The organism is Nocardiopsis listeri NBRC 13360 (assembly GCF_001570765.1).
Taxonomy (GTDB): Bacteria; Actinomycetota; Actinomycetes; order Streptosporangiales; family Streptosporangiaceae; genus Nocardiopsis; species Nocardiopsis listeri.
In genome coordinates this window covers 148,029-163,369 of the sequence record NZ_BCSH01000008.1, presented here as the reverse complement: position 1 = coordinate 163,369, position 15,341 = coordinate 148,029, and the positions used below count along the sequence as shown (strand labels likewise).

At 71.4% G+C, this 15,341-nt stretch carries 10 protein-coding genes; 7 read left to right on the top strand and 3 right to left on the bottom strand.

The genetic code is table 11. The features are described 5' to 3' along the window. Positions 1-180 precede the first annotated feature (180 nt). Together NLI01S_RS03910 and NLI01S_RS03905 are read right to left on the bottom strand one after the other, a co-directional pair. A complete protein-coding gene (locus tag NLI01S_RS03910; protein WP_067599257.1) occupies positions 181-1,590 on the bottom strand; it encodes a sensor histidine kinase in 1,410 nt (469 codons plus the stop codon). Further along, positions 1,587-2,282: a response regulator transcription factor gene (locus tag NLI01S_RS03905; protein WP_190318352.1), complete on the bottom strand. Its 696-nt coding sequence runs from the start codon at positions 2,280-2,282 to the stop codon at positions 1,587-1,589. Before NLI01S_RS03905 ends, NLI01S_RS03910 begins: the two co-directional genes overlap by 4 nt. 213 nt (positions 2,283-2,495) lie before the next feature. On the opposite strand from NLI01S_RS03905, the gene NLI01S_RS03900 reads away from it, so the two are divergent. From NLI01S_RS03900 to NLI01S_RS03885, 4 genes are all read left to right on the top strand, one after another. Then, positions 2,496-3,692 carry an ABC transporter ATP-binding protein gene (locus NLI01S_RS03900; protein WP_067599254.1) on the top strand — a complete coding sequence of 399 codons (1,197 nt, stop codon included), beginning with the start codon at positions 2,496-2,498 and terminating at the stop codon, positions 3,690-3,692. A 167-nt stretch (positions 3,693-3,859) separates the two neighbouring features. Beyond that, positions 3,860-5,044 (top strand): ABC transporter substrate-binding protein, encoded by a 1,185-nt coding sequence (locus tag NLI01S_RS03895; RefSeq protein WP_223809101.1) that lies wholly within the window; start codon positions 3,860-3,862, stop codon positions 5,042-5,044. Positions 5,045-5,046: 2 nt separating this feature from the next. After that, positions 5,047-6,378: an ABC transporter permease subunit gene (locus NLI01S_RS03890; RefSeq protein WP_223809100.1), complete on the top strand. Its 1,332-nt coding sequence runs from the start codon at positions 5,047-5,049 to the stop codon at positions 6,376-6,378. Then, positions 6,375-7,286, top strand: a complete 912-nt coding sequence (locus NLI01S_RS03885; RefSeq protein WP_067599249.1) for a carbohydrate ABC transporter permease — start codon at positions 6,375-6,377, stop codon at positions 7,284-7,286. Before NLI01S_RS03890 ends, NLI01S_RS03885 begins: the two co-directional genes overlap by 4 nt. Before the next feature lie 25 nt (positions 7,287-7,311). On the opposite strand, the gene NLI01S_RS03880 is transcribed toward NLI01S_RS03885, so the two are convergent. Further along, positions 7,312-7,944 carry a restriction endonuclease gene (locus NLI01S_RS03880; protein ID WP_067599236.1) on the bottom strand — a complete coding sequence of 211 codons (633 nt, stop codon included), beginning with the start codon at positions 7,942-7,944 and terminating at the stop codon, positions 7,312-7,314. A 194-nt stretch (positions 7,945-8,138) separates the two neighbouring features. Here NLI01S_RS03880 and NLI01S_RS03875 point away from each other — a divergent pair, with 194 nt between their 5' ends. From NLI01S_RS03875 to NLI01S_RS03865, 3 genes are read left to right on the top strand one after another with little or no spacing between them, the layout of a single operon-like run. Beyond that, on the top strand, positions 8,139-9,659 hold the full coding sequence (locus tag NLI01S_RS03875; protein ID WP_067599232.1) for a TIGR02677 family protein: 1,521 nt from the start codon (positions 8,139-8,141) through the stop codon (positions 9,657-9,659). Then, entirely contained in the window at positions 9,659-11,074 is a 1,416-nt protein-coding gene (locus NLI01S_RS03870) for a DUF2398 family protein (protein WP_067599229.1), read from the top strand. The genes NLI01S_RS03875 and NLI01S_RS03870 overlap by 1 nt, the downstream gene beginning before the upstream one ends. Beyond that, positions 11,071-15,300 carry a TIGR02680 family protein gene (locus tag NLI01S_RS03865; RefSeq protein WP_067599226.1) on the top strand — a complete coding sequence of 1,410 codons (4,230 nt, stop codon included), beginning with the start codon at positions 11,071-11,073 and terminating at the stop codon, positions 15,298-15,300. The genes NLI01S_RS03870 and NLI01S_RS03865 overlap by 4 nt, the downstream gene beginning before the upstream one ends. Positions 15,301-15,341 lie beyond the last annotated feature (41 nt).

The following is a 15,341-nucleotide window of genomic DNA, read 5'->3' as shown; positions in this document are numbered from 1 at the left end:
GCCCCACCCCCACACCCCACACCCGCACGACCACCAGCAAGGCCCTACCTTGGTTCCCGTCTTCGCCCCTTCCCGTTCGGTCCCATCCGGCCCCATCCCATCCCATCCGGTTCCGCTCCTCCCTCTCCAGCTCCAAGCCTCCACGCCCCCGAAATCCCCTCAAGCCCTCGAACCCTCACCTCAACCTGAGCGCCGCAGGCGCCAGGCCGGCGGCTGTTCCTCGTCGTGGTCCGCCCCCGATTCAGCGAATCGGGAACGTACCCGCGCACCACCCAACTTGCCGCGTTCCAAGTGAATGGTCCCGCCGGTGGTCTCCACCGCGTGGCGCACGATGTCCAGGCCCAGCCCGGTCGAACCACCTCCGCTGCTGCCGCGTCGCAACGCCGCGGTCGGATCACCAAAACCCGGTCCGGCGTCCTCCACCAGCAACGAAACCCATCCCGCGTGTCCCACCAGGGTCACCGCGAACGGGCTTCCGGTAGGGGTGTAGCGGAACACGTTGCCAACCAGGGCGTCCAGCACCGCGACGCCTTCCTCCCTGCCGAGTGCGACCCGAGTCGGGTGCGGTGGCAGGTTCACCTCCACCTTGCGCCCCTGGTCCTCGGCCAGCACCGACCAGAACCCCATCCGGTCGAGGACGACCTCTGACAGGTCGCACTCGGCTACTCCCGCTCCGGCCCCCGCATCACCCTCGGCTCCGACCACGCCTTCCGAGGCCTCCTCGACCTCCCTCGGGCGCACGTTGCGGATGATCTCGTCCACGTCGCGTTCCATGACGGCCACGGCCCCGCGAATGCGTTCGCCCTCCGCGCCGGGCAGGGACTCGGTGTCCAGGCGCAGCGCCGTCAAGGGGGTGCGGAGCCGGTGTGAGACGTCCGCGGCCATCTCGCGTTCCTTGGCCAGCAGGTCCTGCACTCGATCACCGATCGCGTTGATGGAATCTCCCAGAGCCATCAGGTCGCGCGGGCCGCTCACCTTGATGCGGGTGTTCAATCGCCCGCGCCCGATCGCCACCGCGGTTCGCGCCAGTTCGCGTAGTGCCCGACGTGAGGGGGCGCTCAGCCGGTCGGTCAGCACCACCGCGCCGATGACCACCAGCGCCGCCACCGGTACCGACCACCCCAGACCGCGGCCGAGGGCGGCGGCCACCTCACCTCCGGGTCGGAACACCTCCACCACCGCCGGTTCGCCCCCCGGCGTTCGAGTGCCCACCAGGAGGGCCCGGCCACCCTCGACCCGGACCTCCCGAACCCGCTCGGAAACGGCACCCCCGTCGACCCCGACGCCTCCGACCCCGAGAGCCGCCACGTTCGCGTCCCCCGTCCGGCTGGCTCCCACAGTCTCCCCTCCGGGCAGGTGCACCGCCAGGTGCCCCTGGGCCCCCGCCGGTGTGGAGGCCACCAGTTCGCGCAGTACCTCGGGTTCGGCGTCGACCGTGACCACGGCCGCCACCAGGTCCGCCTGCGTGCGCGCCTCCACCGTCGCGCGGTCGGCGGTCTCCTGCCACGCCCACACCGCGGTACCCGCCAGCACGCCCGACGCCACCAGCGTCGCCACCAGGGCGGCGGTCCGTGCCAGCAGTCCCCTCACCGGGGAGCCTCCAACTTCAGCCCCACCCCGCGCACTGTGTGCAGGTACCGGGGTCGGCTCGCGCTCTCCCCGAGCTTGCGGCGCAGCCAGGACATGTGCACGTCGATGGTCTGGTCGTGGCCCATGTAGGGATGTTCGTGCCAGACGGCCTCCACGAGTTCGCGCCGGGTCACCACCCGCCCCTGGCGCTCGGCCAGGTAGGCGAGCAGGTCGAACTCGCGCCGCGACAGCGCCAAGGTCTTCCCCGCCAGGGTCGCCCGACGTTGGGCCAGGCCGATGCACAACTCGCCCACGGTCAGTTCGCTCTGCTCGGTCGCGTCGGCCCCGCCCCGGGAGGAACGTCGCAGCAGCGCGTTCATTCGGGCCGCCAACTGGGCGCTGGAGAAGGGTTTGACCACGTAGTCGTCGGCCCCGTCGTTGAGCAGCCGCACGATCGAGGGTTCGTCGGCGCGCGCGGTCGCCACGATCACCGGAACGTCACTGTGGCCGCGCAGCATGCGCAACGCCGAGGCCCCGTCCAGGTCGGGCAGGCCAAGGTCCAGGATGACCAGGTCGGGTTCGTGTTCGGCGGCCTGCCTGAGCGCGTCCAGGGCGGTGCCGACCGGGAACACCACGTGTCCCAGTTCGCGCAGCGCCCGCACCAGGGCGTCACGCACCATCCGGTCGTCCTCGACCAGCAGCACGGTTGCCATGCGGACACGGTAACGAAGGGGAAAGTCCGCCGCGATGGTCCGAGACCACCTGGACCCCGAATCGAGATGCGGAGGAAGCGGAGTCGAGGCTTCCTCGGGGGGAGGTCCCATTACTGTCTTGGCAAACGGTCGGCGGTGGCCCGCCTCACATCCCACCGGCCCGGCCCTGACCCACAGGGGGCGTCGATCGGGCGCCCGTCGTTCGGAGGTGTCGTGGCGGAGATCGTGATCGAGGGCCTGGGCAAGGTCTACCTGGACGGAACCCGCGCCGTGGACGACCTTTCCCTGGAGGTCCAGGACGGGGAGTTCCTGGTGTTGGTGGGCCCCTCCGGCTGTGGCAAGACCACCGCTCTGCGCATGCTCGCCGGCCTAGAGAGCGTCACCGAGGGCACGATCCGTATAGGTGACCGCGTCGTCGACGACGTGCCCGCCCGTGACCGAGACGTCGCCATGGTCTTTCAGTCCTACGCCCTGTACCCGCACCTGAATGTCTACGAGAACATCGCCTTCGGGCTGCGACTGCGCAAGGTCCCCAAAGCGGAGATCGACCGTCTGGTGCGCGAGGTCGCCGAGGTCCTGCGGCTGGAGGAGCACCTCACCCGCAAACCCGGCAACCTCTCCGGGGGCCAGCGCCAGCGCGTGGCCATGGGCCGGGCCATCGTCCGTGAACCCAGGGCCTTCCTCATGGACGAGCCCCTGTCCAACCTGGACGCCAAGCTCCGCGTGCAGGTGCGCGCCCAGATCGCCCGCATCCAGCGCGATCTCGGTGTCACCACCGTCTACGTCACCCACGACCAGACCGAGGCGATGACCCTCGGCGACCGGGTCGCGGTGATGAAGCGCGGCGTCCTACAGCAGGTCGGCCCGCCCCAGGAGCTCTACGACCGCCCCGACAACCTGTTCGTCGCCGCTTTCGTGGGTTCTCCCGGCATGAACCTGATGTGCGTGGAACTCACCGAGGACGACGGCCGGTTCCGCGTCCACATCGGAGATCAGACCCTCGACCTCCCCGACGCCCTGCTGCACCGCCGCCCGGCCCTGCGCGCCCACGCGAACCGGAAGGTAATCGTCGGTATCCGCCCCGAGGACATGGAGGACACCGGGATCGTCGGCGCCGCCGAGGGAGCCACCCTCACCTCCGTCGCCGACCTGGTGGAGGCCATGGGCTCCGACGTCCTGGTGCACTTCCCCCTGGACGCGTCTCCGGTGGTCACCGAGGACACCCGTGAACTCGCCCGCGACGCCGGCGCCGACGAGACCCTCCCCGCCGTCGATCACGGTGTCGTGTGCGTGGGCCGCTTCAGCCCGCGCACCCACGTGTTCGAGGGGCAGACCATCACCGTCGCCGTGGACACCGACCGCATCCACTTCTTCGACCCGGCCACGGGCATCGCGATCGACCACTCCTAGAGGAGCATCCCCTATGCGCCCCCGACCCCCCCCGCACCCGCCTCCGCTCTCGACCCCTCGCCCGCACCGCCACGGCCCTGCTCGCCCTCGGCCTGACCACCACCGCCTGTGGCGACGGCGGTGGTCTTCCCGCCGACTCCGCCCTGGCAGGGCAGCGCCTGGAGATCGTGGGCCCCTGGGCGGGCGACGAACAGCGCGCCTTCGAACGCGTCCTCGCCGTCTTCGAGGAACGAACCGGGGTCACGGTCTCCTACAGCGGTGCCGGCGACGACCTCCAGACCCTCCTGCAGACCCGCATCCAGGGCGGCGACGAACCCGACGTCGCGCTCATCCCACAGGCCGGCCTCATCGAACACTTCGCCGACGAAGGGGCGCTCGTTCCCCTCACCACCGACGTCGTCGACGCCCTCGACGAGAACATGGCCGGCGCCTGGACCGGGTTCGGCTCGGTGGAGGGCACCCCCTACGGCGTCTACCTCAAGGTCGCCGACAAATCCCTGGTCTGGTACAACGACGCGCTCTTCGCCGAGATCGGCGCCGTGCCCCCTCGGACCTGGGACGAGTTCCTCGAACTCTCCAACGACCTCGCCGACATCGGCGTCAGCCCGCTGTCCATCGCCGGCGCCGACGGCTGGGTGCTCACCGACTGGTTCGAGAACGTCTACCTGCGCACCGCCGGCCCCCGGATGTACGACCGGCTCGGCCGGCACGAGATCCCCTGGACCGATCCCAGCGTGGAGGTCGCCCTGGAGACCCTGGCCCAGGTCTGGGGCCAGGATCGCCTGATGTCGGGCGGCCGCGGCGGCGCGCTCCAGACCGACTTCCCCACCTCGGTGGTGGACGTCTACGGCGACGACCCCGACGCGGCCATGGTGGTGGGCGCCGACTTCATCGGCGGGGTGGTCATCGCGGGCACCAACGCCACCGTCGGCGACGACGCCCGGGTCTTCCCCTTCCCTCCCATGGAAGAGGGGGACGACTCCGTGGTCGTGGCCGGTGACGCCGCCGTGGCCATGAACGATCGCGCGGCCACCATGGAACTACTGCGTTTCCTGGCAGGCGCCGACGCCGCAGGGGAGTGGGCCGCCATCGGCGGGTTCGTCTCGCCCAACCGGCACCTGACCGCTGACGACTACGCCGACCCGGTCACCGGTCGGGTCGCCGAGCGGGTCGTCCGGGCCGGTGACGGTGTGCGCTTCGACCTGTCGGACCAACAGCCCACCGTGTTCGGTGCCACCGTCGGCGACGGCATGTGGCAGACCCTCCAGGACTTCCTACGCGACCCCTCCGACGTGGAGGGGACCATGTCGCGCTTGGAGGAGGAAGCCACCCACGCGTACGGCGAAGGATGAGCATGCCCCACGACCTCCCCTCGGACCCTGCCGACCACCGCGCCTCCCGGCCGCGCCGCGTCCTGGGTCCGGCGATCCTGTTCCTGCTGCCCGCGCTGCTGTTCCTCGCCGTGTTCCTGCTCTACCCGGCCGCGTACTCGGTGGTGCGCAGCCTCTACGACGCTTCCGGCGCACGGTTCGTCGGGTTCGACAACTACGCCCACATGTTCACCGACGACCGCACGCTCACCGCGATCCGCAACACCGGGATCTGGGTGCTGGTCGCCCCCGCCCTGGTCACAGGGCTGGGTCTGGTCTTCGCCGTCCTCACCGAACACGTGCGCTGGGCGACCGCCTTCCGGGTCCTGCTGTTCATGCCCATGGCGATCTCCCTGTTCGCCTCCGGCATCGTCTTCCGGCTCGTCTACGACGAGAACCCGGGCCGTGGCGTGGTGAACGCGGCGATGGTGAGCGTGCACGATGCCTTCAGCACCCCTTCGGAGTACCCCGGCGCCGCGCCTCGCGAGGCCTTCCTGCTCCCCGACACCACGCTCGGCGGCTTCAGCGGTACGCACACCCACGAACCCGGCCGCGTCGTCGAACTGCCCATGGTGGGGGTGCGCCCCGACGACCTGCCCGAACAGGCCTCCCCGGCCTCCGTCCCCGAACCCGCCGACCCCTTCGACAACGCCGTGCGGGGCGTGGTGTGGTTGGACGTGGACCTGGACGGCGACCCTGGTGTCCTCGACGACGGTGAGTACGGCATGCCCCGCATGACCGTGCAGGCGGTTCAGGACGGCCGGGTGGTCGCCTCCACCACCACCGGCGACGACGGCCGCTTCACCCTGCCCCGGACACCACCCGGCGAGTACACGATCCACCTGGCCGCCGACAACTTCACCGAACCCTTCCGCGGCCTGACCTGGCTGGGCCCCACCCTGGTCACACCGGTGCTCATCTCCTCCTGGGTGTGGATCATGACCGGGTTCGCGGTCACCTTCATCGCCGCCGGGCTGACCGCCATCCCGCGCGACGCCCTCGAAGCCGCCCGGGTCGACGGGGCCACCGAATGGCAGGTGTTCCGCAAGGTCACCATTCCGCTCCTGGGGCCCCTGCTGCTCGTGGTGTTCGTGACCTTGACGATCAACGTGCTGAAGATCTTCGACCTGGTGTTCGTCATCGCGCCCGGATCGGTGCAATCGGACGCCGGTGTCATCGCCCTGCGCATGTGGCAGGTCTCCTTCGGCGCGGGCGGCGACCAAGGCCTGGGTAGCGCACTCGTGGTCCTGCTCATGGTCCTGGTCCTGCCGATCATGTACTTCAACATCCGCCGGTTCCGACGGGAGCGCCCATGACCACCCCGGCCAAGAAGTCGCCCTCGGTCGTCGAGGTATCGGTCACCGGCGCCCCGCGTCGCGGCACCGCCGCGCGCCTGGTCGGCGCTCTGGGATCGGGCGCCCTGCGACTCCTCCTGATCACCGTGGCGCTGTTGTGGATGGTCCCGCTCATGGGCCTGCTTTTGGTGTCACTGCGATCGGGGGCCGACAACACCAACAGCGGCTGGTGGACGGTGCTGCTCAAGCCCACCGAGCTGACCCTGGCCAACTACCAGGGTCTGGTCCAGGACGGCGTCGTCCTGCGCTCGTTCCTCAACACCGTCTACATCTCGGTGCCCTCCACCGTCCTGGTCGTGGGGATCGGCGCGATGGCCGCCTACGCCCTGGTGTGGTTGGACTTTCCCGGACGTGACTGGATCATGGTCGCCGTCGTGGGCCTGCTGGTGCTGCCGGTCCAAGCGGCCCTGATCCCCATCTCCCGGCTCTACGGTGCCCTGGGCGTCTTCGGTTCCATCACCGGCGCGATCCTGTTCCACGTGGCCTTCGGACTGCCCTTCGCGGTGTTCCTGCTGCGCGACTTCTTCGTGGGCATCCCCCGCGACCTGCTCGAAGCGGCCCGCATGGACGGGGCCCGCGAGTGGCGGATCTTCCGCAAGGTGGTCCTGCCGGTGTCCCGGCCCGCCCTGGCCTCCCTCGCGGTCTTCCAGTTCCTGTGGGTGTGGAACGACATGCTCGTCGCCCTGGTCCTCACCAGCCCGGATTCGGCACCGCTGACCGTGGCGCTGCGTTCCGACCTGCGCCAGTTCGGCACCAACGTCGACGTCCTGGCCTCGGGCGCGCTCCTGTCCATGCTGGTGCCACTGCTGGTCTTCTTCGTCTTCCAGCGCCACTTCGTACAGGGCGCGTTCGCCACCTCCCCCAGATGAGGCCCCCGGCGAGGCCGCGCCGCAGTCAGGGCGGTGGTGGCTCCGGGGCGCGCTCGCCGGCCATCCACAGACCCAGGGCGTGCCGGTCCACCAGGACCATCCCGTCGCCGGCCTCGCGCACCGCCTCCGCGGTGAACCCGTTCGAGGCGACGAACATGCCCAGGTAGCCGCGGTGGCTTCCGGCCAGCGCGCCCAGGAACGCCCGCACCTCGTTGGGTGGCACCGGTTTGCGCCAGCGTTTGCACTGCACGGCCAACGCCCTACCGTCGGGGGTCTGCGCGCGCAGGTCCACCCCGCCGTCGGAGGCCCCGCCGACCACCGCCACCCGCGTGTACCCGTGGGTGCGCAGCAGCCGCGCCACGTACCGCTCGAACTCGATCCCCGACATCGTGTCGATGCCGGCGATCGCGGTGCGCGAGACGATCCACCGCTCCCGGGCCAGACGCAGCCGCGACCACACCCACCAGCCCACCGCGGTAGTCGCGAGCACGACCACCACACCGACGAACAGCCACACGAGTGGGCGATCGGCGTTGTCCCGCAACCACCCCAGCCCCAGCAGGAGCACCACCAGCGCCAGTGGCAGCGAACCACGGACCCACCGGACCCACCGTCGTCCGCGCCCGCGCCGCCTGCGTCGACTCCGCCGTACAGTCACGTTCCTCCCAAGGGGTGGGGACAGAGGATGGGAGACATAGCGGGGCACATCTTCGCACGGGGCACCGACGTTTTCGGGGCGGGCCCCCAAGGACGTGGGACCGGACCGTCCCCGCGCACTGCCACAATGGCCCAGGCGTGGTGTTCGCACACGGGGGTGCGGACCGTGAGCCACGAGACACGGGGGTGGAAGCTGTGGTCGAACGCGCGGCGCTGGATCTGGACGCGCTCACCGTCAGCGACCGATTCCGCCTGTTCAACTTCACTCGGCGCGACGACCACGTCACCTACCTGTGGATCCTGCGCGCAGTGGACCGGCGACGCGAGGTCCACCAGGTCCAGGTCGGCGCGCACGAGGTCGAGTCGACCCTGCGCGAGCTCGCCGCGCACCACCTCGACGCCCCCGTCATGGACGCCCCCGGTCTGCGCCGCCGTCTCGACGAACTCGCCACCGACGGCGTCGTGCACCGGTTCGACGACGCCTCCCGCGCCGGCAGCCTGGCCGGCTACCGCAACCGCCAGTCCGTCTACCAGTTCAGCGAACTCGGCTACCGCGCCTACCGGGCCGTCGAAGGCGTCCTGGGTGCACGCGTGGAGGACGTCAACCTCTCCCGCCTGGTCTTCTCCGACGTGCTGGAGGACCTGGGCGCCCTGTCGGAGGCCAACCGCACCGGCCGCGTGGAGGACGTCTACCGTCGCCTGTCCCGACTGGACTCGGTCATGGAGGACATGGGACGCCGCTCCGCCCAGTTCCACGTCACCCTGGGCGAGATCCTGCGCTCCACGGAGGCCTCGCCCGAGGTCTTCCTGCGCCACAAGAACGCCCTGCTCGTCCACATGTCCGACTTCATGGCCGAACTGGATCGCTACCTGCCCCGTCTGGACCGGGCCGTCCACGAGGTCGAGGCCACCGGCCTGACCACCCTGCTCTCCCGCGCCGTCGACGCCGACGAACGCCTGTTCATGGATCGTTCCGAGCGACTGGAGGACTGGCACCGCCGCTGGCGGGCCCTGCGCGCCTGGTTCGCCACCGAGGGCGGGACACCCACCCGGGCCGCCGAACTCGGGCAGGCCACCCGCTCGGCCGTCTCCGGCGTGGTCGCGCTCCTGCGCCAGATCACCGAGGCCCAACGCGGCGGCGTCAACCGCTCCACCCAACTGCGCCACCTGGCCGCCTGGGTGTTCGACACCCCCGACGACGGCGCCGCCCACGCCCTCATGGGCGCCGCCTTCAACACCCGCTCCGCCCGCCACCTGGGCGTGGCCCACGAGGACGGCGACGAGTTCTCCCCCGCCGACTCCTGGCACGACGCCGCCGGGGTGGAGGTCTCGGTCACCCTGTTCCGCAACGACCGCTCGCCCACCCCGGGCGTGCCCAAACCGGTCCGCCGGGACCGGGGCGCCCGCACCGAACTGCGCCGCCGCCAACGCGAGGACCGTGAGACCGAACGCGCCTCCGCGCGACGCCTGGTCCAGGACGGCGCGCACGAGCGCGTCCTGGACGACAGCGACACCCGCGTCCTGCTGCGCCTGGTCACCAAGGCCCTGGAATCCCGGTCCGTGGTCGCCGGACGCCTGAGCTCGGCCACCGGAGACGACGCGGGAACGCTGGTGCGGCTCGTGCCCAGCGACCAGGGCGCCACCGTGCGCACCGTCCAAGGTGACCTCCACCTGCCCGGGTTCCGCCTGGAACTGGCCACCAGGAAGGGGAAGTGATGGCCAAGGTCACCCGCCCGCGCGTTGCGGACGTGGATCTGGGCAGCTACCAACAGGCCGTGCGCAGAGTCCTGACCTGCGACGTCATCACCGCCGCCCGGCCGCGCCCCGGCGTACTCGACCAGGTCCTGTTCTGGGCCGACCAGATGGCCGAGGACCTGCGCGTGCTGTTCGGCTACCGGCTCATCGCCACCACCGACCACGTGCGACTGGTACGCGAACTCGACCTGCTCGACCCCACCCAGCGCCAGGTCTTCGCGCGCAAGGGCAAGCCCTTCGACCGGCGACGCCTGGCCTACCTGTGCCTGGTCCTGGCCTCCTTCCAACGCTCCCAGGTCGAGATCAGCCTCGGCGACCTGGTCCGCCGCTTCACCCCCTCGGCCAACGACATCCAGGGCCTGGGCTACGACCCCACCGACTCCACCCACAAGGCCGCGCTGGTCGACGTGGCCCATTGGCTGCTGGAACGCGGCGCCCTGCACCTGTCCGATGGTTCGGTGGAGGCCTGGGCGCGTGGTGGCGAACACGCCGACGCCCTGTTCGACATCGACCACGAGACCTGCGAGATCCTCTTCCGTCCCAGCCGGCCGGTCCAGCACCTGCACAGCGCCGCCGGGCTCCTCGACGACCCCCTCGGCCCGGACGCCGCCCCCGAACGGGTGGCCCGGCGCGCCCGCCGCCTGCTGGTGGAGTACCCGGTGGTCTACTACGCCGACGTCGAACCCGAGGTCGCCGCCGCCCTGCGCACCAAAGACCTGGTCACGGAGGTGGCGCGCCTGACCGGCCTCCAACCCGAACGCCGCGCCGAGGGCGTGCTGCTGGCCGACCCCGGCGGAACCTTCACCGACCGCGCCTTCCCCGGCAGGGGAGGGGCGGTGACCCGCGCGTCCGGCCTGCTCCTGGCCCAGATCGCCGACCACTTCGAGGAGTCCTGGGCCGCACTGACCCACCTGCCGGCCCCCGGCCCCGTGCACGAGCAGGTCGACCTGGTCGGTCGGGTCGACTCCGGGGTTCCCAGGGACGCGGTCGTGGCCGAACTCGCCTGGGACCGCTCCGAGGGCCTGCCACACCCGGGCGAATCGACCCTCGCGCCCCTGGTGGAGCGCGAACGCCTGGAGGAGATGGTCGCCGACCTGTTCGAGGAGTTCGGCGCCTCGTCCTTCACCGTCGCCTGGCAGCGCGACCCCCACGGCCTGCTCGACGCGGCGCTGGACCTGCTGTCCGACCTGTCGCTGGTGCGTCCGGTCCCGGGCGGGGTCCTGGTCACCCCCGCCGCGCTGCGCTACCGCAACATCCGCGGGGCGCTGCCCGAACGCCCCGACACCGGCCTTTTGCCCTTCGGCCCCATCGAACCGACGGCCGAACCCACCACCGAGACCGTGCCAGACCCAGGAACCGAGGACACCGCACCATGATCCGCAGGAGCGACCGTTTCCGACCCGAGCGGGCGGGGATCGTCAACATCTGGGACTACCTCGACGAGGAGTTCGTCTTCGCCGACGGGCGTCTGGTGCTGCGCGGACACAACGGTTCGGGCAAGACCAAGGCGCTGGAGGTCCTGTTCCCCTTCATCCTGGACGGCTACACCGACGCCCGCCGACTCGACCCCTTCAGCGGCCAGAACCGCACCATGAAGTCCAACCTGCTCTACCGGGGCGACGAGTCCGCCTACGGCTACGTGTGGATGGAGTTCGCCCGCGAACGCGACGAGGCCGAGCGCGCCGAGGTGGAGGGCGGTGCCACCGAGACCGTAACCCTGATCATCGGGCTGCGCGCCCACCGCCACCGCGATGGCGTCATCCCCTCCTTCTTCGTCACCGACCAACGCCTGGGAGTCGACTTCGGACTGCTCTCCGCCGACGACCGACCCCTCACCGAACGCCAACTCAAGACCGCCCTGGGCGAGGACTCCCACCACAACAGCGCCGCCGACTACCGCCGCGCCGTGGACGCCCGCCTGTTCGGACTGGGTGATCGCTACGTCCAACTCCTGGACCTGCTGCTGGCCCTGCGCCGCCCCCTGCTGGCCAAGGACCTGGACCCCGAGAAGGTCTCGCACACCCTCACCGGCGGCCTGAGCCCCCTCGACGAGACCCTCGTCGACCAGGCGGCCCGCGACTTCGCCAACCTCTCCGCCGTCCAGAGCCGCTTCGCCGCCGCCAACGCCTCCCACGAGGCCGCCCGAACCTTCGGCGACGTCTACTCCGACTACCTGGCCCTCAACGCGCGCCACCGACTGCTGCGGGTCGAGGCCGCCACCGAACAGGCCGACGCCCACGCCCGCACCGTCGCCGAGGCCGCCGAAGAACTCCACAAGGCCTCCGCCGACCGCGACCGGGCCCGTGCCCGGGCCGAGGAACTGGGCAAGCGCTCCGCCGAGCTGACCGCCGAACGCGACGCCCTACGACAGCACGACACCCTCCGCGACCAGCAGGCCCTCCAGGTTCGAAGGTCCGGCCAAGAGGAACGCGCCCGTCGCATCGCCACCCAGCAGAGCCGGGTGCGCGGCCAAGAGGAGGAGATCACCCGCCTGAGCGGTGAGGCGGGCCGCGTCGCAGACCGGGTCGACCGCGAACTCGCCCGCGCCGAGGAACTGCGCGTCGAACTCGTCGGGGCCGCCGAACGCTCCGGCATCGTCCACGACGCCGAGGGAGAGGTCGACACCGGCGACGACCTGCCCGAGACCGCCAAGGCCCGGGCGAGCGCCCGACTCGACGACGTCCGCGCCGTCCGCGAGCGCCTGCGCGACCAGGAACGCGCCGAGGAGGGCCGCCGCCGCGCCGAGACCGCCGCCTCCCGCTCCGAACAGACCCTCGGCGAACACGAGGGCGCTTGCGAGGCCGCCGAACACCACCTCGCCCAACGTCGCCGAGCGGCCGCCGAGAACCTGGACGCCTGGGCCCGACGCTGGGACGTCACCGGGACGGACGGCCCCCAGACCCTGCGCGCAACCCTGGACACCTACGGCGAACCCGGCACCCCCACCCTCGCCCAGGTCTTCGACGAACAGGTGCACGAACACCGGCTGGAGACGGCCGCCCACGTGCACGGCCTGGAGGCCGAACGCGAGAACCTGGGCCGCGAACTCTTCGAGGCCCGCCGCGAACGCGACCACGTCGCCGCCGAACGCGACGACGCCCCACCCGCCGACCCACTGCGCCCCGAGCCCCGCACCGACCGGCCCGGCGCGCCCCTGTGGCGACTGGTCCGCTTCCGCGAGGACCTGCCCGCCCAACGGGGCGCCGCCATCGAGGGCGCCCTGCACGCCGCCGGACTGCTGACCGCCTGGATCCACCCCGACCCCGCACTCACCCACCGGGCCCTGGACACGGCCGAGGCCGACGCCCACCTGCTGCCCACCGGCGCGGCCCCGACCGGCCCCACACTGGCCGACGTCCTGGTCCCCGAGACCCAGGAACACGTACCCACCGACGTCATCGCCGCCGTCCTGGCCGACGTCCCCCTCACCGACGACGACGTACCGGACGCCCCGGCCCCGGACGTGCCGGTCGGCGTGGACACCCGAGCACGCTTCCGCCTCGGCCCACTGGTCGGGGCCCACCCCAAGCCCGTCGCCGAGTTCATCGGGGCCACCAACCGCGCCCAACGGCGCCGCGAACGCCTGGCCGCCTGCGACACCAGCATCGACGAACTCACCCGACGGTGCGCCGAACTCGACGACCGGCTCGCCCGGGCCGGCGAACGACTCCAGGACTTCGCCCACGCCCGCGTCGACCTGCCCGAGGCCACCGACGTCGCCAAGGCCGTGCGCGCCCTCGAACACCACTCCACCCTCCTGGCCTCCGCGCGCGCGGGCCGCGCCGAGGCCCGCCGCGAACTCGACGCCGCCATCGCCCAGGTGGAGGCCGAACGCCGCAAGGTCCGCGCCTTGGCCGCCGAACGCGCCATGCCCACCGGACCCGAGGACGTCGACGCCGTCGCCGCCGCGCTCGACGCCTTCACCGAGACCGCCCGCGCCCTGCACGGTGCCCGCGCCGACATCGCCGAGTACACCCGCGACCTGGAAGAGCGCCGCGACACCATCGCCCGGCTCACCGAAGCCCTCGAAGGCGACCGGGCCGAACTCGACCGAGGCCGGGCCGACCACGAACGCGAGACGGCCGAGCTGGCCACGCTGGAGGCAGCCATCGACGCCCCGGCCCGAGAACTCCTCGACCGGCTCGAACACACCGAATCCGAACTGCGCGAGGTCGGCGAACGACACCGCGACGCCGAAAGGGAGGCCTCCGACGCCCACGACCTGGCCGTTCGATCCGAGACACTGCGCGACAGCGGCGGCCGGTCGCTGACCGAAGCCCTGGCCACACTCTTCGAACACACCGCGGCCCTCTCCGCGCTCACCCGACCCGCCGTGCGCGCGGTCCTGGACGTGGACACCTGCGGCACCTGGCCCGCCCCCGACCAGTGGCCCGCACCCGAGCAGGCGGCCCAACGCCTGCTCACCGGCGAGGTCGACTCGGTCCGTGACACCCTGCCCGGCGACGCCGCCGCGCTGATGGACGCCCTCACCGAACGCGTCGGCACCGCCAAGGTCACCGACGGCGAGCTCAAGAGCGCCGGAACCCGCATGTCCCAGGCCCTGCGCACCTTCCAAGAAGCGCTCGGCGGCGACGCCGAGGGCTACCGGGTCGACCACGAGGTCGGCGCCAGCGGCCTGGTCACCGTGCACGTCAACGACGAGAACGGACGCACCCCCGTCTCCGCGTTCACCCGCGCCGTGGCCACGCGTGTACAGGAACAGGGCGCCCTCCTGCGCGAAGAGGAACAAGGACTCCTGGAGGACGAACTGCTCGGCGGCATCGCCCAGCAGATCCACGAACGCGTCCGCACCGCCAAACAACTGGTGCGCGCCATGGACCGCGACACCCGTGCCCGCCCCATGTCGTCGGGCACCCGGGTGGGCATCCGCTGGTCCCGCTCCGACGGACTCGGCGACCACCAGCGCAAGGCCGCCGAACTGGTCGGCCGCGACGGTGACGGACTCGGCCCCCGCGGACTGGGGGAGTTGCGCGGGGTCCTGCGGCAGATGATCCGCGACTACCACGCCGCCCACCCCCGGGCCGGCCACAAACAGGTGCTGTCCGCCGTACTGGACTACCGCACCTGGTACCGGTTCGAGCTACGCCTGGCCGTACCCGGCAAGGACGAGGTCACCCTCACCAAGAACAAGCACGAACAGATGTCCGGCGGTGAGAAGTCCGCCGCCATCCACCTGCCGCTGTTCGCCGCCGCCAACGCCCTGTACACCTCGGCCACCCCCACCTGCCCGCGCGTGGTCGCCCTCGACGAGGCCTTCGCCGGCATCGACGACCGCTACAAACCCGAACTCATGGGCCTGACCGTCACCTTCGACCTCGACATGTTCATGACCGGCCACGACCTGTGGGTGCACTACGACAGCGTCCCCATGGCCGCGCACTACGACATGCACCACGACAAGGCGAGCGGTACCGTCTCCGCCCTGCTCATGCTCTGGGACGGCGAACAGACCCTGGACGCCGACGCCGGGTTCGCCGGCAACGAAGAACTCGCCGCCGAACTCCTGGGCATCACCCCGACCCGGTATGTCCCTCGGTCCACGGCCGGGACTCTCCTGGCCGAGGCGGAGGCCGCCACATGAGGCCGGGCGCGCTCCGACCGACCCTGGTGCTTCCACGCCCA

Coding starts and splice junctions, on each gene's coding strand:
- NLI01S_RS03905 (WP_190318352.1), bottom strand. CDS start 2,282: ATGGCAACCGTGCTGCTGGTCGAGGACGACCGGATGGTGCGTGACGCC.
- NLI01S_RS03890 (WP_223809100.1), top strand. CDS start 5,047: ATGCCCCACGACCTCCCCTCGGACCCTGCCGACCACCGCGCCTCCCGG.
- NLI01S_RS03885 (WP_067599249.1), top strand. CDS start 6,375: ATGACCACCCCGGCCAAGAAGTCGCCCTCGGTCGTCGAGGTATCGGTC.
- NLI01S_RS03870 (WP_067599229.1), top strand. CDS start 9,659: ATGGCCAAGGTCACCCGCCCGCGCGTTGCGGACGTGGATCTGGGCAGC.
- NLI01S_RS03865 (WP_067599226.1), top strand. CDS start 11,071: ATGATCCGCAGGAGCGACCGTTTCCGACCCGAGCGGGCGGGGATCGTC.